At 72.8% G+C, this 19,484-nt stretch carries 16 protein-coding genes and 1 pseudogene; 1 reads left to right on the top strand and 16 read right to left on the bottom strand.

The annotated features are described in order from the left end of the window. Window positions 1-17: 17 nt before the first annotated feature. From ACIBJE_RS02565 to ACIBJE_RS02540, 6 genes and pseudogenes are all read right to left on the bottom strand, one after another. Window positions 18-689, bottom strand: coding sequence for an AMP-binding protein (locus tag ACIBJE_RS02565; RefSeq protein WP_396741960.1), 672 nt, complete (start codon window positions 687-689; stop codon window positions 18-20). Window positions 690-693: 4 nt separating this feature from the next. Then, window positions 694-2,703: a hydantoinase/oxoprolinase family protein gene (locus ACIBJE_RS02560; protein ID WP_396741959.1), complete on the bottom strand. Its 2,010-nt coding sequence runs from the start codon at window positions 2,701-2,703 to the stop codon at window positions 694-696. A 30-nt stretch (window positions 2,704-2,733) separates the two neighbouring features. Further along, window positions 2,734-3,221 (bottom strand): annotated as a pseudogene (locus ACIBJE_RS02555) (ABC transporter permease). A 338-nt stretch (window positions 3,222-3,559) separates the two neighbouring features. Beyond that, window positions 3,560-4,438, bottom strand: a complete 879-nt coding sequence (locus ACIBJE_RS02550) for an ABC transporter ATP-binding protein (protein WP_396741957.1) — start codon at window positions 4,436-4,438, stop codon at window positions 3,560-3,562. Further along, a complete protein-coding gene (locus ACIBJE_RS02545) occupies window positions 4,435-5,406 on the bottom strand; it encodes an ABC transporter substrate-binding protein (RefSeq protein ID WP_396741955.1) in 972 nt (323 codons plus the stop codon). Before ACIBJE_RS02545 ends, ACIBJE_RS02550 begins: the two co-directional genes overlap by 4 nt. An 827-nt stretch (window positions 5,407-6,233) precedes the next feature. Next, complete coding sequence (locus ACIBJE_RS02540) at window positions 6,234-6,812, bottom strand: hypothetical protein (protein WP_396741953.1); 579 nt, start codon at window positions 6,810-6,812, stop codon at window positions 6,234-6,236. Between the two features lie 415 nt (window positions 6,813-7,227). Here ACIBJE_RS02540 and ACIBJE_RS02535 point away from each other — a divergent pair, with 415 nt between their 5' ends. Continuing rightward, entirely contained in the window at window positions 7,228-8,772 is a 1,545-nt protein-coding gene (locus tag ACIBJE_RS02535; RefSeq protein WP_396741951.1) for a class I SAM-dependent methyltransferase, read from the top strand. Between the two features lie 54 nt (window positions 8,773-8,826). Here ACIBJE_RS02535 and ACIBJE_RS02530 read toward each other — a convergent pair whose 3' ends face one another. The 10 genes from ACIBJE_RS02530 to ACIBJE_RS02485 all read right to left on the bottom strand — a co-directional run bounded on the left by ACIBJE_RS02530 (window position 8,827) and on the right by ACIBJE_RS02485 (window position 19,399). Further along, a complete protein-coding gene (locus ACIBJE_RS02530; RefSeq protein ID WP_396741949.1) occupies window positions 8,827-9,885 on the bottom strand; it encodes an alcohol dehydrogenase catalytic domain-containing protein in 1,059 nt (352 codons plus the stop codon). After that, entirely contained in the window at window positions 9,872-10,528 is a 657-nt protein-coding gene (locus ACIBJE_RS02525) for a GntR family transcriptional regulator (protein WP_396741947.1), read from the bottom strand. The genes ACIBJE_RS02530 and ACIBJE_RS02525 overlap by 14 nt, the downstream gene beginning before the upstream one ends. Window positions 10,529-10,581: 53 nt before the next feature. Beyond that, window positions 10,582-11,490 (bottom strand): 2-deoxy-5-keto-D-gluconate 6-phosphate aldolase domain-containing protein, encoded by a 909-nt coding sequence (locus ACIBJE_RS02520; RefSeq protein ID WP_396741945.1) that lies wholly within the window; start codon window positions 11,488-11,490, stop codon window positions 10,582-10,584. Further along, complete coding sequence (locus tag ACIBJE_RS02515) at window positions 11,487-12,491, bottom strand: alcohol dehydrogenase catalytic domain-containing protein (protein ID WP_396741944.1); 1,005 nt, start codon at window positions 12,489-12,491, stop codon at window positions 11,487-11,489. Before ACIBJE_RS02515 ends, ACIBJE_RS02520 begins: the two co-directional genes overlap by 4 nt. Further along, window positions 12,488-13,309 (bottom strand): carbohydrate ABC transporter permease, encoded by an 822-nt coding sequence (locus ACIBJE_RS02510; protein ID WP_396741942.1) that lies wholly within the window; start codon window positions 13,307-13,309, stop codon window positions 12,488-12,490. The genes ACIBJE_RS02515 and ACIBJE_RS02510 overlap by 4 nt, the downstream gene beginning before the upstream one ends. Beyond that, a complete protein-coding gene (locus tag ACIBJE_RS02505) occupies window positions 13,306-14,136 on the bottom strand; it encodes a carbohydrate ABC transporter permease (protein WP_396741940.1) in 831 nt (276 codons plus the stop codon). The genes ACIBJE_RS02510 and ACIBJE_RS02505 overlap by 4 nt, the downstream gene beginning before the upstream one ends. Window positions 14,137-14,266: 130 nt before the next feature. Next, a complete protein-coding gene (locus tag ACIBJE_RS02500; RefSeq protein ID WP_396741938.1) occupies window positions 14,267-15,559 on the bottom strand; it encodes an ABC transporter substrate-binding protein in 1,293 nt (430 codons plus the stop codon). Between the two features lie 26 nt (window positions 15,560-15,585). Continuing rightward, entirely contained in the window at window positions 15,586-16,695 is a 1,110-nt protein-coding gene (locus ACIBJE_RS02495; RefSeq protein ID WP_396741936.1) for a diphosphate--fructose-6-phosphate 1-phosphotransferase, read from the bottom strand. A gap of 5 nt (window positions 16,696-16,700) precedes the next feature. Beyond that, on the bottom strand, window positions 16,701-18,164 hold the full coding sequence (locus tag ACIBJE_RS02490; protein ID WP_396741934.1) for an aldehyde dehydrogenase family protein: 1,464 nt from the start codon (window positions 18,162-18,164) through the stop codon (window positions 16,701-16,703). Beyond that, window positions 18,161-19,399, bottom strand: a complete 1,239-nt coding sequence (locus ACIBJE_RS02485; protein WP_396741932.1) for a mandelate racemase/muconate lactonizing enzyme family protein — start codon at window positions 19,397-19,399, stop codon at window positions 18,161-18,163. The genes ACIBJE_RS02490 and ACIBJE_RS02485 overlap by 4 nt, the downstream gene beginning before the upstream one ends. Between the last annotated feature and the right edge of the window lie 85 nt (window positions 19,400-19,484).

The raw sequence follows: 19,484 nt of genomic DNA, 5'->3' as shown, positions 1-19,484 counted from the left end.
CAGGATCGCGCCGCTGCTCAGCCCGCGGCGTGCGCCAGCGGCAGCGGTGAGGCGATCCGGTCGGTGTCGCGCAGGCCGGCCGCCTCGGCGGTCCAGCCGGCGTTGGCGACGAGGTTGCGGGCGCTCAGCGGCACCATCTTCGCCGGTCCGGTGGTGCCGGAGGTGAACTGGATGTTCAGCACCGCGTCGGGATCACCGGCCGGAGCCGGCTCCGGGTCGTCCCAGCCGGGCAGCGCGGCCATCGCGGTCGGGCCGAGGTCGGCGCCGAGCCGGTGGCAGGCGTTCGGGCGGGCGTCGACCGGCAGCGCCGCGACGGCCCGCGCGGCGGCGGCCGGGCCGTCCCGGTCCCGCAGCCGGTCGGCGACGAAGAGCAGCCGGGGCCGGCTGCGGGCCAGCGCCCCGGTCAGCTCCGCCTCGGTGAGTCCGGGATGCAGGGTCACCAGGGCCGCGCCCCGCCACGCGGCGGCGGCCAGCAGCACCAGCCAGGCCAGCCCGTTCTCCGCCCACACGGCGATCCGGTCGCCCCGGCCGACGCCGTGGGCGGACAGCACCGCCGCGGCCCGCCCGGCGAGCCCGGCGAACTCGCCGGTGGTCACCGGGTGGGGCAGCTCGGTGGGGGCGTAGAGCGGACGGTCCGGTTCCCGGGCGGCCCGGTGCAGCAGCAGCGCGTCGAGGGCAGGCGGTGTCACCGGGTCACTTCCTGGTCAGCAGCAGGTTCCCGTGGTCGTCGGCGGTGGCGGTCCAGCCCGCGCCGACCACGGTGGTGCTGCCGTTCTCCCGGACCACCGCCGGGCCGGGGACCGCGTGCCCGGGGGCCAGGTCGGCGCGCCGCCAGACGGTCGCGTCGGTCCAGCCCTGTGGGCCGTAGAGCCGGGTCCGGCCGGGTTCCGGCCGGTCGGCCACCGGCGGCGCGAACCGCACCTCGGGCCGGGGCCCGAACGCGGTGAGCCGGCAGTTGACGATCTCCGCCGGCTGGCCGTCGCGGACATATGCGTACCGCTCGGCGTAGGCGGTGTGGAACGCGTCGGTCAGCTCGGCCGCCGTCGCCGGCAGCCCGTCCAGCGGTACGGCCAGGTCGAAGCTCTGGCCCCGGAACCGCATGCCGACCGACAGGCCGAAGGTGACCTGCTCCGCCTCGACGCCGTCCTCGGCCTTGAGCTGGGCGCGGGCGGTGTCCTGCAACTCGGCGACGACGGTCCGGACGGTGTCCAGCCCCGCCTCGTCTGCCGGCACGAGCACGGTGCGGACGTAGTCGTGCCGGGCCTGCGCGGTGACGAAGCCCAGCGCGGAGAAGTTGCCCGGCACCGGCGGCACCAGCACCTGCCGGATGCCCAGCTCGTCGGCGAGGACGGTGGCGTGCATCGGACCGGCGCCGCCGAACGGCATCAGGACGAAGTCCCGGGGATCGTGTCCCCGGGCCACCGAGATCTCCTTGATCGCGCTGGTCATCTTGACCGTGGCGAGCAGCAGGATCCCGTACGCCAGCTCCAGGTCGTCGAGGCCGACCTCGCCGGCGAGCCGGTGCATGGCGGTACGGGCGGCGTCGGTGTCCAGCCGGACCTCGCCGCCGAGGCTCTCCTGCGGGTCGAGGTGGCCGACGAGCAGGTGGGCGTCGGTGGTGGTGGGTTCGGTGCCGCCCCGGCCGTAGCAGGCCGGGCCGGGGGTGGAGCCGGCGCTGCGCGGCCCGACCCGCAGTTCACCGCCCCGGTCCCGCCAGGCGATCGACCCGCCGCCCGCCCCGATGGTGTTGATCTCGACCTGGAAGGTGCGGTTCGGGTGGCCGGCGATGGTGCCGTCGTTGGTCATCAGCGGCACGCCGTTCTTGATCAGGCAGACGTCGGTGCTGGTGCCGCCGATGTCGCAGGTGATCACGTTGGCGTAGCCGGCCCGTCCGGCGACGTGCACGCTGGCGGCCACGCCCCCGGCCGGACCGGAGAGGGCCAGGTTGATCGGCACCCGGCTGGCCTCCTCGGTGGAGACCACGCCGCCGCTGCTGGTCATGATGGAGAGCGGGTGCGCGTACCCGCCGTCGGCGAGCGCCGCGCCGAGGCCGTTCAGGTAGTCGGCGACGGTGCCCCGGACGCTGGCGTTCAGCACGGTGGTGGCGAACCGCTGGTACTCCCCCGGCTCGGGCACCACGTCGGAGGAGATGGTGCAGACCAGACCGGGGTGGCGCTCCGCGATCCGCCGGGCCACGGCGCGCTCGTGCGCCGGGTTGCGGTACGCGTGCAGCAGGCAGACCGCCACCGCGCGGGGCCCCGCCCCGGCGACCCGCTCCAGCACCGCGTCGAGGTCGTCGTCGTCCAGCGGGCGCACCACCGCGCCGTCCGCGCCGACCCGTTCCCGCAGCACGTGCCGGAGCCGACGCGGGGACAGCGGCGGACGCCCGGCCTCCTTGACGCTGTAGAGGCGGGGCCGGTGCCCGAGCCCCATCTCCAGCACGTCCCGGAAGCCCTCGGTGGTGACCACGCTGACCGGTTCACCCGAGCCCTCCAGCAGGGCGTTGGTGACCCGGGTGGTGCCGTGGACGAACCGTTCCACTTCGTCGAGCCGTACCCCGAGCTTGGCCAGCCCCTCGAAGATCGCGGCGGCCGGATCGGCCGGCGTGGAGAGGGCCTTGGCCTCGGCGAGCCGGGCGGTCGCCGGCTCGTACACGATGACGTCGGTGAAGGTGCCGCCGATGTCGACGCCGATGCAGAGCATGAGCGTGCCTTTCGCGAGATGCGGGAAGGGTCAGAAGGTCACGCCGTAGCGGCGCAGGGTGCTCCGCGTGACGACCCGCAGGATCCAGTCGAAGAGATAGCCCAGGACGCCGAGGGCGATGATGCCGACGAAGACCCACTCGGTCTTGGCGTAGTTGCGGGCGGTCCAGATGAGCGACCCGAGGCCGCTCTCCGCGGCGACGATCTCGGCGGAGACGATGGTGAGGAAGCTGTTCCCCATCGCCAGCCGGGCCCCGGTCACCACGTACGGCACGGTCGAGGGCAGCACCACCGAGACCAGCGTCCGGGTGGGGCTAGCCCCGGGGCGCGGGCGGCGCGCAGGCGCAGCTCGTCGACGCCGAGCACGCCGGCCAGGGTGTTGAGCGCGACCAGGAAGACGGTGGTGTAGAAGATCAGCGCGACCTTGGACGCCTCACCGGGGCCGAGCCAGATGATGGCCAGCGTGACGAAGGCGATCGGCGGCACGAAGCGGAAGAACTGGATGTACGGGTCGAGCATCAGCCGCAGCCAGGGGATGCAGCCCATCAGCAGCCCGACCGGCACGCCGACCACCACGCCCAGCGCCCAGCCGGTGAGGATCCGGGTGGCCGAAGCGCTGATCGACGTCCAGAGGGTGCCGTCGGCGACCAGGTCGAGCGCGCCCTGCCAGGTCAGCATCGGCGAGGGCAGGAAGAACGCGGTGTAGTTGCGGCTGACCAGGTCCCAGATCGCGACGCCGAGCAGCACGGAGAGCACCGAGAGCCCGATCCGGGTCAGCCTCGGCCGGTTGGCCCGCAGCCGCTTCTCGCGGCGCGGGTCGGGCCGGGTCTGCGGCGGTACGGTCCGCACGTCGGCGGTCATCGCGCGTCCTCCGGTTCCCGTCCGTCGTGGCCGTCGTCGAGCCCCTGGGCCCGCAGGGTGCGGGCGACCTCCTCGCCGATGTCCGCCCGCAGGTCACGGAAGAGCGCCGCGCTGGCCGGGTCGGTCAGGTCGCGGGGCCGGGGCAGGTCGCACGGGTAGACGTTCTTGATCCGGGCGGCCGGGCCGGCGGTCATGGTGACGATCCGGTCGCCGAGCAGGATCGCCTCGCCGATGTCGTGGGTGACGAAGACGATGGTCGCGCCGGTCTCCCGCCAGATCCGGTCCAGTTCGACCTGCATGACCAGCCGGGTCTGGGCGTCCAGCGCGCCGAACGGCTCGTCCATCAGCACCACCGACGGCTCGTTGGCGAGCACCCGGGCGAGCTGTGCCCGCTGACGCATGCCGCCGGAGAGCTGCTCCGGGAAGCGGTCGGCGGCCTGGCTCAGGCCGACCATCGTCAGGTACCGGTCGACGCTGGCGTCCCGCTTGGCCGCCGGCACCCCGCGCATGCGGGGGCCGAAGGCCACGTTCTGCCGGACGGTGAGCCAGGGGAAGAGCGCCTCGGCGCTCTGGAAGACCACGCCCCGGGAGACGTCCGGGCCGGTGACCCGGCTGCCGGCGCAGCTGACCTCGCCGCCGGCCGGCGTGACGAACCCGGCCACCGCGTTGAGCAGCGTCGACTTGCCGCAGCCGCTCGGACCGAGCAGGCAGACGAACTCCCCGGCGGCGATGTCGAGGGAGGCGCCCTGCACGGCGGTGAAGCCGCCGAACCGGATGTCCACGTCCCGGATCGACACCGGTGTCCCCGCCGCCCGGCCGGCCTCCGGCACCGGCCGGGTCGGGGCCGCCGGGCGGGTCACCCCGTTGGCCCTCACGCCACGCCCCTGACCATGACGGTCGCCGGGTCGGCCGGCTTGTCGACGATGCCGCTGTCCGCCTGGAACTTCGCGATCTCGCCGTACCGCTTCAGGTCGTCGTCGGTGAAGTCGCGGACCTGGCACTGCACGCCCTCCAGCAGCGTGCTGGCCTCGGCCGCCGGGATCTTGATGGCCTTCTCGGTGACCGTGCCGGCCTTGTCCGGGCTGGCGGTGAGCTGCTCGCAGGCGGTGGCGATGGTGTCGACGACCTTCTTGGCGGCGTCCTTGTTGGCGTCGTACCACGCGCCGTCGACGCCGATGACCAGGTTGTAGACGTAGCCGATGTCACCGCTGTTGAGCAGGATCTTTCCGCCGTTGGCGACGCCCCGCGACGGCCACGGCTCCCACATGATGTAGCCGTCGATGTCGCCGCGTTGCAGCAGCGCCGGCATCTCCGCCGGGGACGCCTTGACGAACTCGACGGCGTCCTTGCTGATGCCCTTCGCGTCGAGCACCTTGTTGGTGGCGTACTCGTTCACCGTGCCGGGCACGACGCCGTACTTCTTGATGCCCGCCACGTCCGAGATGCCGGAGCGGGCGACGAGCTTGATGAAGCTGGGCGACTGGGAGAAGACCGCGAGGCCGCGGATGTCGCCCCGGGTGGCCCGGTTGAGCAGGCTCGACTCCGTGCTGGCGGTCAACTGACCCTGCTTGGCCAGGATCGCGTCCAGCCCGCCGGTGCCCTCCTGGTACTGCTTCACCGTCACGTCGAGGCCGGTGCCGTCGAAGAGCTTCTCCTGGTCGGCGAGGTAGATCGGCGAGTACGCCGGGTCGACGCCGACGCCGAGGGTGATCGGACCGGTCGCGGCGGGGCTGTCACCGCCGTCGCCACCGTTTCCGCCGGGTTCGGCGTTCTCCGCACACGCCGCGAGCGTGGCGGTCAGCAGCAGGGCGGCGACCGCGGCCCGCGCGCTTCGCATCTTCATGGTCACCCCAGTCTGTTCGGCTCATATTCTGGTTCTAGTTGCTTAATGTGGGACGCTACTGCGGTCCAGCTCACAGCGTCAAGGGGATGCGACCAGACAGCCCCACCAGAAGCCGAACGGACAGTGACGACCCACCCCCTGGGCCAAGTCGACACCACCACTGCGAAAGCCGAATCAACCCCTTGGTCCACCTGCGCGAACGCGCCACCACGGGGAGTGAACAACCCCGCCAAGAACGTGTCACGACTCTCGCGTTATCACTCAACGTATAACGTCGTGGCTGACTTTCAAGATCAACTTGCCGGAACCGTGACCTGCGGTCGGAGGAACGCGGGACTGGCTGCTCGACCCGGCCGGCACCGCATGGCCCAGCTCGGCACGGCCGGGGTAATAGGCGCGCAGGTCCTTTGGAGCTGCCCCGTCGGTGCTACCTGCCACCGCCGGTGAAGCACAGACTCCAGGTAGTGCCCGACCAGGAGACGCACGCGCCCGGGGCGGGCAAGGACGCCGAGTTGCGGGGCCAGGTGGGTGAGAGGCCGAGAAGGACGCCGAGAACGGTCCCCTCGTGCCGGCGCCGGTCCCGGATCAGACCGGATCATGTCCGCCCCGTCTGTGCGGGCAGCTCCACAGCGTCCGCGTAGGCACCATCCCGCCAGCGCCCGGACGTCGTCGCCCACCGGACTCCGGCCCGACGACCAGGCTGGCCCGACGCCCAGGCTGGTCCGACGACCGGACTCCGGGCCCGACGACCGCCCACCAGGGCAACGGACGGCCACGTGTTCCAGGGGTCGGTACGGGGTCGCCGTGGCCCCACCGGGCCGGCCCGGTCAGTCCGCGCCGACCACCAGGACGCTGGCCTCCTCGTCGTCGAGGGCCGCGACGAGCTGTTCCAGCGTCGCCGGTCCCTCGTGATCGAGGATCAGGACCGGACGCAGCTCGTCACCGCAGGGCTCGCCCTCCGGGCTCAGCGCGGCCCGGTGACCGGGGGCCGGTAACAGCCCCACCTGGTCGGCCAGGGCCGCCGGGTCGATCCGGATCTCACGACGCAGCACGGTGACCCGGCCGTCCGGGAGTTCCTCCAGCGGCAGGGCCGCGACGAGGCGGCGGAACTCCTCGTCCCGGTACTCCACCGACTGCGCGACCCGCTCCCGCCAGGCCACCAGGCGGACCGTGAGCCAATCGCCGGCGACCTCGACCCGGGCCCACAGGTCCATGGGGAGCAGGTAGAACACGCCCTCCTCACCCTCGTGACCGTAGTTGAACAGGGCGCAGGCCAGCCGCTCGCCGACATCGCCCCGGGTGTCCACGGCGAGCACGATGTTCGCCTCGTCCGCCCCGGACAGGGGCAGGGCGGTGATCCACATGCGCACCGAGTCGTCGCCGATGTGGGGCAGCGGGAGGTTCATGCGGGGATCAAAGCACAGCGGTGGGACAGCGCCGCGCCCCTTCTCCTGGGACCTGAAGCGGGTTCGTGGTCAGCGAGCCACGGTGTCGGACACCGCCACTGGTCGGCCGCCCATGATCACACGCTCCACCGCCCGGTGGACCGCCCTGGTCCGTGAGCAGCCCGACCGCATCGCGGCGGGAACGCTCGCGGAAAAGGACGCCCACGCCGACGATCGAGACCGGCGCGCGGGAGGAGATCTGCGCACGTCGACCGGGTCCCGACTCCGGCGGGGTTCGACGTCAGCGCACTCATGGCGCGCCAGGGTCGGGACAGGTCCGAGCTGACCGACCGTTGGCGTGACTGGTGATCCCAGTCGCCGGGTGAGCCGGCACCCCGCCGGGACCGACCCGGTGGGGATCCGCTAGGAACGTCGCATGCCCCGCTACCTGCTCTTTCCTGGTCGGCACCACCTGCTGACCCGGTTCCAGGCCGAGTACCTCCGCCGACTCGCGACCGGCGGTGACACCGCCACGGCCGACGGCGGTGCCGGGGCAACCGTCGTCTGGGCGGTCACCTCGGCCAACCACGAGAACACCCGACGCAATCCGGTCCCCTACCACCGGCGGGAGGCCGCGATCGAGCGGTTCAGCGTGCTCACCGGCCTCCGGTCGGTGGTGGTGCCGGTCTTCGACACCGCCGAGACCGACCGGTTCGCCGAGGTGACCCTGAAGAACGTGGCGGCGGCCACCGGACGGGAGCTGACCCCGGCCGACACGGTGGTCGCCTGCTCGACGCCGGAGGTCGCCGCGATGTACGAGCGGCTCGGCTTCACCATCGCCGGGGTGGAGGCCGAGGTCGATCCGACCCCCGCCCGGCCGTGGGACGTGCTGCTGCGGCTGGCCGCCGGGGACCCCACCTGGCGGAATCTGGCCCACCCCGCGACCGTCGACGTCTACCACCGCTACCGGCTGGACGACCTGGTGCGGGCGGTGGTCAACGACCCGGTGGTCGGCGACGAGGGCGGTCTCACCGCCACCCGGGACTATCGGACGTACGCCGAGGCGTTCGCCGACGCCGCGCAGCGCAAGTGGTCGGCGGTCCGGGAGCACGTACGGCCGGGGCGGATCGTCGACGTCGGCTGCGGCGCGGGAGCGGTGCTGGAACTGGCCGACCGGGAGCCGGCGCTGCGGGAGAGCGACCTGATCGGCGTCGAGGTGGCCCGGCACCTGTTCGAGGAGTGCGTGCACAAGAAGGCGCAGGGCTTCTTCACCAACCCGAACGTCTTCTTCTACCGCCGCAACGTGCTCGGTGGGGCGGTGTTCGCGCCCCGCTCGGTGGACACCACGTTGACCTTCGCGCTGACCCACGAGATCTGGTCGTATGGCGACCGGATGGCATCGCTGCGCCGGTTCGTGCAGGCCATCTACGACCACACCGTGCCCGGCGGGGTGTGGATCAACAGTGACGTGTGCGGTCCGGACGGCCGGGACCGGACCGTGCGGTTGCGCCTGTCCACGGCGGACGGCGCGAATCCGGCGCAGCCCCGGACGGACCTGGCGTCCCTGCCGCCGGAGGAAGTGGCGTCGTACGTCGGCGGGCTGTCGACCCGGGCACGGCTGGAGCAGTTCGCCGTCGACTACCGGTTCCCGTTCACCTACCGCCCAGGGCCCGACGCGTCCGACGCGGTCGTCGAGTTGACGCTCGGCGACGCAATGGACTTCCTCACCCGCAAGGACTACACCGACAACTGGCTGTCGGAGACCCGGGAGCAGTTCTGCGGCCTGGAGTACGCCGACTGGAAGGCGCTGCTCGCCGACGTCGGCTTCGAGGTCGACCCGGCGAGCGGCCCGACCCGCAACGACTGGATCGTCACCAACCGTCTCGCTCCGGTCGCCGGGCTGTCCACCCCGGAGGGCCGACCACTGGACTGGCCGGTCACCCACGTCTTCCTGGTCGCCCGTCGCCCGGTCAACACCTGACGGGTGGTAGCAGGGGTCCCCTGTTACCGCTTTTTGTCGTGCAGGGATCCCCTGCTACCACCCACCACCCCGGGCGGCCTCCTCACCGTACGGAGCGACGAACACCTTGTCGGCGGTCCCGCCGCTCTGCGCGTCCAGCGCGCGGGTCACCTCGTCCACGCCGTAGAACGCCGGGCGCAGCCGGTCCAGGCCGAGGGTCGGCAGCAGGCCCACCGCGCGGTGGTGGGTGTACGGGTTGATCACCGCCCCGACGATGGTCAACTCCCGGGCGAAGATCTCGTTCGGGCGGATCCGTGCCTCGTCCTGCGGCCGGGCGACCCCGAAGACCAGGATCCGCCCGCCCCGGCTCGCCATCTCCAGCGCCGATTCGAGGATCCGGGCCGAGCCGACCGCGTCGACCACGTACGGGAAGCCGAGGCCGTCGGTGTGGGCGCGGGCCGCCTCGGCGCTGCCCGGCTCGCCCGGGTCAAGGGCCACGTCGGCACCCATCCGCAGCGCCAGGTCCCGCCGGTCCGGGCGGGGGTCCATCACCACGATCGGGGCGAGGCCGCGCGACCGGGCCAGCGCCACCATCATCGCCCCGGCCGGACCGGCCCCGTAGATCAGCACGGGCAGGCCGGAGCGGGGGTCGAGCTGGTCCATGCCGTGCACGCAGCAGGCCAACGGCTCGGTGAGCGCCCCGATCCAGGGCGGGGTGTCCGGCGGCAGCCGGTACGCGATCCGGGCGGGCAGCACCATCCGTCCGGTCATGCCGCCGTCGAGGCGCACCCCGTAGCCCCGTTTGGTGTCGCAGAGGTGCTCCTGGCCGAGGCGGCAGTAGACGCAGGTGGTGCAGTAGTCGTGCGGCTCGACGGTGACCAGGTCACCGGCGGTGAGCCGGTCGACGCCCGGTCCGACCTCCGTGACCCGGCCGCAGACCTCGTGTCCGAGCACCACCGGGTAGGCCGCCGGGAAGCTGCCGCCGACGATGTGGCTGTCGGTGCCGCAGACCCCGACGGCCAGCGGGGCGACGGCCACCTCGCCCGGACCGGGGGGACGGGTCGGCACCCGCTCGGCGCGGACGTCCCCGGGGCCGTGGCAGCGTACGGCGAGGACGGTGTCAGCAGGCGGCACGCAGCAGCTCCGTGAGTCGTCGGATGTGCGCCCGCGCCGCCTCACCGGCGGCGTCCGGGTCACCGGAGCCGAGCGCCTCGAAGATGGCCTGGTGTTCGGCGACGGCCTGGACCATGCCGCCGGTGAGGCTGGTCGACCGCATCGCGATCATGACCCGGCCCTGGACGCCGTCGAGCATCCGGATCAGCACCGGGCTCTGCGCGGCCTGCCGGATCTCCCGGTGGAACGCCGCGTCGAGTTCGATGTGCCGGGCGAAGTCGCCGGCCTCGGCGACCTCCCGGTGCTCGGTGAGCAGGGCGAGCAGGCGGCGGCGCAGCGCCGGGGTGTAGCGTTCGGCGGCCAGCCGGGCGACCGCCCACTCCAGCGCCTCGCGGGCCTCGTAGAGGCTGACCAGTTCCTCGCCCTCGATCCGGGCGACGACCGCGCCCCGGTTCATCTCCTCCCGGGCCAGGTCGTCCTGGACCAGCCGGATCACCGCGTCCCGGACCGGGCTGCGGCTGACCCGGAACTCCTCGGCCAGGGCCGGGACGCTGAGCCGGGCCCCGGGGCGCAGCTCCCCGGAGATGATCCGGTCCCGCAGGGTGCGGTAGATCAGCTCACCCACCCGCTCGCCGGTCTGGAGGTCGGCGTCCGGCGGGAGCACCGGCAGCGTCAGGGCAGACGACCCCGAGGGGACTTGTGGCGTCACTGGCGACCTCACTCGTGTGGCTGGGGCCCGTCGGGCACCGCAGCGAGGAAGGCGGCGGCGAATCGTCGGTAGTTCGCGGCGACCGTCGCCACCGCCCGGGGACGGGCCAGGTCCCCGGCGAGCAGCCCGCGCAGTGCGTCCCACCAGATGCTACGTCCGATAGCGAAGCCGGTGAATCCAGCGCCGGCCGCGTCGGTCAGCCACCCCTCGACCTGCGGAGCGGGGGCGTTCGCACCGAGCAGGATGCACTCACCGCCGGTCTCGGCGGCGATCCGGGCGGCGGTGCGGTAGTGCTCCGGCGCGGCGAGGTGCTCCAGCTTCCAGACGTCCACCGGCATGTCGCCGAGGATCTCGGTCATCGCACGGTGCACCAGGGCGGGACGCAGTTCCCGGTCGAACCGTCCACTGTCGCCGCCGACCGCGTCGAGCTGGGCGGGGGTGGGGGGCACGAGCAGTTCGAACAGGAACCGGCCACCAGCGTCGCGGGTGGCGGCGGCGACCTCGGCCAGTCGTTCCCGCTGCACCCGGTTGCCGTCGGCGTCACCCTCCACGTTGTACCGGACCAGCACCTTCGGCAGGTCGGGGCGGTGGTGCTCCAGGTAGGACCTCAGGTCCGCCGGTTCGGTCTCGTAGATCTCGCAGCCGCCCCTCTCCACCGGCATGCTGACGGTCACCCCGTGCGCGCGGGCCCGCTCGGGGACGCCCGGACCGAGGGTGTCGTCGACGAGGATGCCGGCGTGCGCTGCGAGGCGCGGCTCGTCGGCCAGCGCGGCGAGCAGTCCCTCGGCCACCATGTGCTTGCCGTCGCAGATGGCCGCGCGCTGGGCGGCGGTGGCGGTGCCGGTGTGGCCGTAGAGCGCCTTGGTGAGCCAGGGCCGCTGGTCCACGGCGAGGATGAGCAGGTGCCGCTGGTTCATCGGGCGTCCTCCGAGACGATGCAGGGCTTGAGGTAGTCACCGGCGACGAAGCGGGCGAACGCGTCGGGCAGGTCGGCCAGGGCCAGCGGGACGGTCAGCCGGTCCCGCAGGGCCGCGCCGGAGTCCCGCAGCAGGTCCCAGTTCGCCTCGACCTCGCTGGTGGGGAAGTAGAACGAGCGGATCGTGAACAGGTCGGTCCGCCGCCAGCGGGGCGTCGCCGGCATGGCGTACGGCTGGTCGGACTCGCCGAGCACGACCACCGCGCCGCCCGGGGCCACCACGCGCTGCGCGGTCTCCCGGGCCGCCGTGGCCCCGCTGACCTCGATCACCAGGTCGTACTGGTTCTCGGTCTCCAGGTCCTCGGCGGCCCGCGCGCCGAGCGCGACGGCGGTGGCCGACCGGCCCTCGTGCGGGTCGGCGACGTCGACCGCGCCGACGCCGAACGCGCCGGCCACGGAGATCACCCCGAGCCCCAGCGGACCGGCGCCGACGACCAGCGCCCGGTCCACCCCGTCGGGTTGGACGCGTTGCCACAGCCGCAGCGCGTGCGCGGCGGTGCCGACCGTGTCCAGACCCAGCACCGCCGTGGTCAGCGGGACGTCGTCGGGGACCGGAAGCAGGCACCGGGCGGGTACGTCGACGTGCTCGGCGAAGCCGCCGTCGCGCTGCCAGCCGATGAGCTGGGTCAACCGCAGGCACTGGTTGGTGCGCCCGGCGGCGCAGCGCCGGCAGGTGCCGCAGTACACCGGGATGTAGACGATGGCGCGGGTGCCGGTGGGCACGGTCACGCCGGTGCCGACGTCGACAACCGTGCCGCCGATCTCGTGGCCGGGCACCACCGGCGAGCCCGAGCGGAGCAACCGCTTGTCCGAGCCGCAGAGGGCACAGACGTCGACGCGCAGGCGCACCTCGCCCTCGGCGACCGGGCCGAGGGTGACCGTGTCGAAGTCGATCCGCCCGTCGCCCGGGAACCGGGCACGGACGCTCGTGGACGTCGTCACTTGACGGCACCTCCGGTGATTCCACGCACCAGCCACCGCTGCGCGAAGATCGTCAGCAGCAGGGCGGGCACTGAGATGAGCGTGCTGGCGGCCATCAACCCACCGAAGTCGTTGGAGCCCTGGCCGATGAAGTTGAACGCGATGACGGTCAGCGGCAGGGTCTGGTCGTTGGCCAGCGCCAGCGCGAACAGGAAGTAGTTCCAGGAGAAGACGAAGCTGAGCGTCAGCGCGACCGAGACGCCCGGCATGGCCAGCGGCAGGACGACGCTGCGGAACCGCTGCCAGGTGCTGGCCCCGTCGATGAGCGTCGACTCCTCGATGCTGATCGGGATGTCCTCGAAGAACGGGATCAGCAGCCAGATGCAGAGCGGCAGCGTGATGATCAGGTGCGCCACGATGAGCAGGGCGTAGTTGAGCCCGATGTTCGACGGCGCGTCGATGCGGATGGAGAGGACGAACAGCGGCAGGACGAAGAGCACGCCCGGCGCCATCCGGGCGAGCAGCGTGACGAAGCCCAGCGTGTTGAGCTGCCGCCGGACCACCACGTACGCGGCGGGGGCGCCCAGCACCAGGCCGAGCAGCGTGGACCCGCCGGCGACCACGAGACTGTTGACGATGTAGCGGCCGAACTCGAACCGCTCGAACAGGCTGGTGAAGTTCTCCAGCGTCAGCGGCGAGGTCACGTCGAACAGGGAACCGGTGATGTCGACGTTGCGCCGCAGGGACGACCAGAGCATGAACAGCACCGGACCGAAGAAGATCACGGCGAAGAAGGCGTACGCGGTGTAGACGCCGACCAGCCGCCTGCCGTTGCTCACTTCGCGGTCCTCCTTCGTACCAGGGTGAAGACACCGGCGATGAGTACGACCAGCACCAGCAGGGCGATCTGGAGGGTGGCGGCGAAGCTCGGCTCCTGGTCGACGAACGCCTCGTTGTAGCCGTACACGTTGAGGGTGTTCGTGGCGTCGACCGGACCGCCCTGGGTCATGATGTAGATGGTGTCGAAGAACCGGACGAGGTCGACGGTGCGCAGCAGCATCGCGACGATGAGCACCGGGCGCAGCAGCGGCAGTCCGATGTTCCATGCGGTACGCCAGCCGCTGGCGCCGTCGATCGACGCCGCCTCGAACGGTTCCTCGGGCAGTGACCGGATCCCGGCGGCGATGATCAGCGCCATGAACGGCGTCCACTGCCAGATGTCCACCAGGGCGATCGACCAGGGGGCGATCTCCGGGTCACCGAGCCAGACCACCGGGTCGATCCCGATCACGGCGAGCAGTTCGTTCGCCGCGCCCAGGCTCGGATCCATGATCAGCAGCCAGAGCAGGCCGACCGCCACGGAGGCGGTGATCGCCGGGATGAGCATCATCCCCTGGAAGATCCGCCGACCCGGGACGTCGAGGCTCATCACGTAGCCGAGCGCGAGTCCCAGCAGGGTCTCCACGAACAGGCAGACCACGAAGAGGAAGAGCGTGACCTTCAGCGAGTTGTAGAAGGCCGGGTCGGCGAACATCCGGGCGTAGTTGTCGAAGCCGAGGAAGCCGGCGTTCGTGCCGTCGGACTGCCGGTCGGTCACCGACAGCCAGACCGTGTAGCCGATCGGCAGCAGGACCAGCAGGGCGGTGACCACCGCCGCCGGCACCACGAAGGGCCAGATCCCCCGGGCCGTCGGGTGTACGGAGGTCCGCCTGCGGCGGCCCCCCGCCCCCCGCCCGGCCGGAGCGGGGCGGGGGACGGAAGAGCGTGTCGTCATCGTGTCGGTGCTCATGGGATACCTACCCGGTGTTCTTCGCCAGGAGCGGGGTCAGGCCGGTCTGGATCTCCTTGGCCGCGTCCTCGGCGCTGGCCCGGCCGAGGATCACCTTGCCCACCGCGTCGCCGATGACCTTGCGCATCTCGGCGGCGGCGACGCCGACCGGGCCGACCTCGGTCTCACCGCCGGTCTGCGCCTTGGTCAGCGCGGCGTTCCACTGCTTGAGGGTCTCGGTGTTCAGGGTGGCGGTGTAGGCCGGGTCCTGGCTGACCGAGGTACGCGGCGGGGCGATGCCCGCCTTGGTCAGCTCCAGCTGGGTCTCGGCGCTGGTGGCCCACTGGACGAACTTCCACGCGGCGTCCTTGTTCTTCGAGAACGAGGAGATCGCCAGGCCCCAGGAGAGCACGGTGGTCTTCGAGCCGGCGGCTCCGGCGGGGAAGTCGAGGACCCCGATGTTCTCGGCGACCTTGGAGGTCTTCGGGTCGACGATGCTGCTCAGCTCGTTGCTGGACTCCAGTTCCATGGCCGCGTCACCGGCGGCGAACAGGGCCGAGGACTGGGTGAAGGTGTTGTTGACCACGCCGGGCGGGCCGTACTCGCGGGCCAGGGTGGCGTAGCGGTCGATCGCGGCGACCGCCTTCGGGTCGTCGAAGTTCGGCGTCCCGTCGTCCTTGGTCCACTTCACGCCCTCGGAGTGCAGGAACGGCCCGAAGGTGAACGGCAGCGCGGCGGACTGTCCGCGCAGCGCGATCGGGGTCACGTCGCCGCCGGACTTCTGCTTGATCTGCTGGGCGGCGGTGGTCAGCTCGTCGAGGGTGGTCGGCGGCTTGACGCCGTACTGCTGGAACAGGTCGGTGCGGTAGTAGAGCACCACGCCCTCGACGTTGATCGGCGCCGCGATCATCTTGTCGTCGACGGTCATCCCGGCGCGGACCGCCTCCGGGAAGTCGTCGACCTTGTACTCCGCCGCGCCGCCGGCCCGCTCGTCGAGCGGCTCGTAGTAGTTGGCCTTGGCGAACTGCGGGCCCTCCCGGGACGGCAGCGTCATGAACACGTCCATGGACGAGCTGCGGGACTGGAGGTTGAGCTGCACCTTGTCCCGCATCTGCTGCTCGGCGAAGGTCTGCACCTTCACCGTGACGCCGGACTCCTGCTCGAACTCGTCGATCAACGGCTCGATGGCCCGCTGCCAGGGGTGGTTGGACATGATCAGGTTGATCTCGTTGGCGGAGCCGGCGGAATCCGAACCGCAGCCGGCGGTGAGCCCGCCGATCAGGGCCAGGGCGAGCGCCGTGCTCAGGTACCTGTGCCGCATGGTGTGCCTTTCCGATTCGAGGGATGTCACTCGGTGACGAGGGGGGCGAGCCATCGGTGGAAGTCGTCGAGTCCGGCCGGGTCGGTGGTGCGCCACTGCGGCGGTACGGGTCGGGTCCGGCCGGCGACGTCGGCCAGCGGAACCGGGTCGTACCCGACGGCGTACGGGTCGGTGCCGGCACGGTGCAGACCGACCATGAGGCCGGTGGCCCTCTCGGCGAGCAGCCGCGCCGCGCACCGGCCGGCCTCCGCCGCCTCCCGGCGGTCCACCCCGCTGGCCAGGGCACCGGCCGAACGCTGGACCATGCCGAGGACCTCGCCCCGGGCGACGACCCCCAGTTCGGCGGTGACCAGCTCGGCCAGCCGGCGGGACACGCCGCCGGTCAGGATGCGGGTGTGGTTGACCGCGTCGAAGGGCTCGTCGGTCAGCTCACCGGCGGCTCCCTCGCTGGTCACCACGAACGCCCGGCCGTGCGCGTCCAGGGTGTCGGCGATCCGGTGCAGGAACTCCGCCCGGTCGAACGGCACCTCGGGGAGCAGGACCAGGTGCGGCGCGTGCGCGGGGTCGTCCCGGTGCCAGGTCGCGGCCAGCGCCAGCCAGCCCACCGACCGGCCCAGGGTCTCCACTATGCGCACCGGCTCGATCGACCGCATGGCCGCGTGGTCCCGGGCCAGGTCCGGTACGACCGTGGTCAGGTACCGCGCGGCGGAGCCGAACCCCGGGCAGTGGTCGACGCCGACCAGGTCGTTGTCGACCGTCTTCGGGATGCCGACCGTGCACAGCGGCAACCCGGCCCGCCCGGCCCGTTCGGTGAGCGCCCGCAGCAGGGCCATGGTGCCGTTGCCGCCGATCAGCGCGACCCCGTCGACGCGGTGTGCGGCGAGCGTGGCCACCGCCGCGTCGAGGTCGTCGTCGGTGACCGCCCGGCGGCCGGCGCCGAGCCAGGAGCCGCCGCGGTGGGTCCACTCCGGCGGCACGTCGGCGAGGGTGACCGGGGTGAACCGGCCGTCGACGAGCCCGTCCGGGCCGCCGCGCAGGGCGAGCACGTCGTGCCCGCGAGCGCCGTCGAGGAAGCCGCGCAGGCTGGCGTTGACGACGCTGGTCGGGGCCCCGGTCTGGCCGATGAGCAGGCGCATGGCGGTCAGGCCCCCGCCGGGCGGGACGCGACGCTCAGGAAGGTCTGGAACGCCTCCAGTCCGGGTCGGCCGCCCTCGTAGCCGAGGCCCGAGTCGCCGAGCCCGCCGAACGGGATCCACGGCGTGTTCGGGGTGCCGGTGTTGACGCCGACGATGCCGGCGCGCAGCCGGCCGGCGACCGCGTGCGCCGCGTCCAGGTCGGTGCCGCAGACGTAGCCGGCGAGTCCGTACCCGGTGGCGTGGTGCAGCGCCAGCGCCGCGTCGAGGTCGTCGTAGACGTGCACCGGGGCGACCGGCCCGAAGATCTCGCTGGTCATGGCGAGGCTGTCCACGGGCGCGTCGAGCAGGACGGTCGGGGTGGCGTAGTGCCCGACGGTCGGGGTCGGGGCGTCCGGGGTGACCGCGCGGGCACCCTTGCCGACGGCCTCGTCGACCAGCTCGGCCATCCGGGCCGGGTCGCCGGCCGGAGCCAGCGGCCCGAGGTCGGTGCCGGGGTCCCGGGGGTCACCGACGGTCAGCGCCCGGGTGGCCGCCACGAACGCCTCGGTGAAGTCGGCGGCCACCTCCCGGGCGACCAGGATCTGGTTGGCCGCGATGCAGGACTGGCCGTTGTTGCGGTACTTCGCCACCACCAGGGTCGCTGCGGCGGCCTCCGGGTCGGCGTCCGGCAGGACGACGAACGGCGCGCAGCCGCCCAACTCCAGGACGGTCCGCAGGAAACGCGGTGCCGCCTGGGCGGCCACCAGCCGGCCGACCCGGGTGGACCCGGTGAAGGAGACCGCCTGGACGGCCGGGTCCGACAGCCACGGGTCGACCACGTCGGCGGGGGTGCCGAGCACCGTGCCGAGCACCCCGGCGGGCAGGTGCCGCTCGCAGACGGCGGCGAGCACCAGCGAGGAGACCGGGGTCAGCTCGGATGGCTTGAACAGCACCGGGCAACCGGCGGCGAGCGCCGGGGCGATCTTCCGGGCCGGGATGGAGACCGGGAAGTTCCACGGGGTGAGCACGGCCGCGATCCCGACCGGTCGGGCGGCGATCCGGTGCTCGTGCTGCGGCACCACGGTCAGCCGCTGCTCCTCCTGCCGCTCGACCAGGTCGGCCATGACGCGGAAGTACGTCACGCTCAGCCCCAGCTCGGCGGTGGACTCGGCCAGCCGCTTGCCGGTCTCCCGGGTGATCAGCGCCGCCCACTCCGGCCGGGTGGCGAGCGCCTCGACGTCGTCGGCGATCGCCCGCAGCGCGGCGGCCCGCTGCGGCACCGGGGTCGCCGCCCAGGCCGGCAGCGCGGCGGTGGCGGCGGCGAGCGCCCCGGAGGCCTCGGCGGCACCGCCGGTGACGACCTCGGTGAAGGCCGCCCCGGTGGCGGGGTCGACCACCGGCAGCACCGGACCGGACGCACCGGTGGTCGCGCCGATGCGCACCCCGCTCCGGGCGGCCAGCACCTCGTCGACGATGGAAAAGTCGGTCACAGCTGCTCCTCGTACGGGTCGAGCTGGTCCGGATCGAGGTCGATCCCGAGACCGGGGCGGTTCGGCACGACGACCGTGCCGTGGTCGGTCAGGAAGGCGTCGGCGGCCCGGCGCAGCGGGTTGGAACGGACGTCCCACTCGACGAGGGACGTCGCCGGGCTGCTCGCGGCCACCTGCACGGTCGCGGCGGTGGCGACCGCGCCGTTGTAGAGGTGCGGGTTGACGGTCCTCCCCGCCGCTTCGGCGGCCCGCAGCACGTTCAGGTACTCGCTGATGCCGCCGACCTTGGTGAGGTCCGGTTGGAGGATCGCGACCCCGTCGCCGGCCAGGTACGGGGTGAAGGCCGCCGCGCCGTAGAGGTTCTCGCCGGTGGCCAGCGGCATGCCGGTGCGGGCGGCGAGTTCGTCCAGTTCCGCCGGCCGGTCACCGGCGAGGGGCTCCTCGACCCAGGCGACGCCGAGGTCGGCCAGGGCCGGCACCGTCCGCAGCGCCTCCGGCAGCGACCACGCCTGGTTGGCGTCGGCGAAGATCTGCGTGGCGTCGCCGAGGACCCGCCGGGCGGTGCGGACGTTGGCGAGGTCCCGGTCGCGGCCGAAACCGACCTTGACCTTCACGGCGGTCAGGCCGAGCGCCGCGCAGTGCTCAGCGGTCTCCGCGACGCCCTCGGGGCCGAGGCTCGAACCGTAGACGGGCAGCTCGGTACGGGGGTGGTCGGCGAGCAGCGAGGCCAGGCTCCGCCCGGCGTGCCGGGCGGCCAGGTCCCAGAGCGCGATGTCGACCGCGCTCACCGCCTGGTGGATCGGGCCGGGGGCACCCCACTGGCGGCCCAGCGGGCCGAGCTTCCCCATCAGGGCGTGGTGCGCCTCCTCGGGGCTGCCGGGTCGGGTGCCGACCAGCAGCGGCGCCACGCCCTCGTCGATCGTCCAGACCCGCTCCCGCCAGGCCCAGGACGGGTAGTTGGCCCAGCTCTCGCCGACGCCGACCGAGCCGTCGGCGAGGACCACCTCCACCAGGACCATCACCCGGTGGCTGAGCGGGGCGAAGGACATCGCGATCAGCTCGTCGGGGCGGGCGCGGAACACCCGGCAGCGCACGTCGGCGACGGGGGCGTCGGGCAGGCGCACGGCCGGCCGGGGCAGCGCGCCCCGGTCCTCCGGCCCGGCGACGGCCGTGCCGGTCACGCCCTCGGCCGTCGCCCGGTCCACGAGGTGGTGCAGATCTCCGCTGGAGCCCATGAGTCCCCTCTCACACCTGTGAACAACTGCATGCAGTTCTAGCCGTCGTTCATCGAGCGGTCAAGAGCTGGAAACAAACCCGGTC

The organism is Micromonospora sp. NPDC050187 (assembly GCF_044459745.1).
Classification (GTDB): Bacteria; Actinomycetota; Actinomycetes; order Mycobacteriales; family Micromonosporaceae; genus Micromonospora.
Note: the sequence above shows the minus strand (reverse complement) of the source record. Positions and strands in the feature narration are given on the sequence as shown.

Bases quoted from the DNA above. Each gene is read 5' to 3' on its own strand.
- ACIBJE_RS02560 (WP_396741959.1), bottom strand. From the start codon at position 2,703: ATGCTCTGCATCGGCGTCGACATCGGCGGCACCTTCACCGACGTCATC.
- ACIBJE_RS02545 (WP_396741955.1), bottom strand. From the start codon at position 5,406: ATGAAGATGCGAAGCGCGCGGGCCGCGGTCGCCGCCCTGCTGCTGACC.
- ACIBJE_RS02540 (WP_396741953.1), bottom strand. From the start codon at position 6,812: ATGAACCTCCCGCTGCCCCACATCGGCGACGACTCGGTGCGCATGTGG.
- ACIBJE_RS02535 (WP_396741951.1), top strand. From the start codon at position 7,228: ATGCCCCGCTACCTGCTCTTTCCTGGTCGGCACCACCTGCTGACCCGG.
- ACIBJE_RS02520 (WP_396741945.1), bottom strand. From the start codon at position 11,490: ATGAACCAGCGGCACCTGCTCATCCTCGCCGTGGACCAGCGGCCCTGG.
- ACIBJE_RS02500 (WP_396741938.1), bottom strand. From the start codon at position 15,559: ATGCGGCACAGGTACCTGAGCACGGCGCTCGCCCTGGCCCTGATCGGC.
- ACIBJE_RS02495 (WP_396741936.1), bottom strand. From the start codon at position 16,695: ATGCGCCTGCTCATCGGCCAGACCGGGGCCCCGACCAGCGTCGTCAAC.
- ACIBJE_RS02485 (WP_396741932.1), bottom strand. From the start codon at position 19,399: ATGGGCTCCAGCGGAGATCTGCACCACCTCGTGGACCGGGCGACGGCC.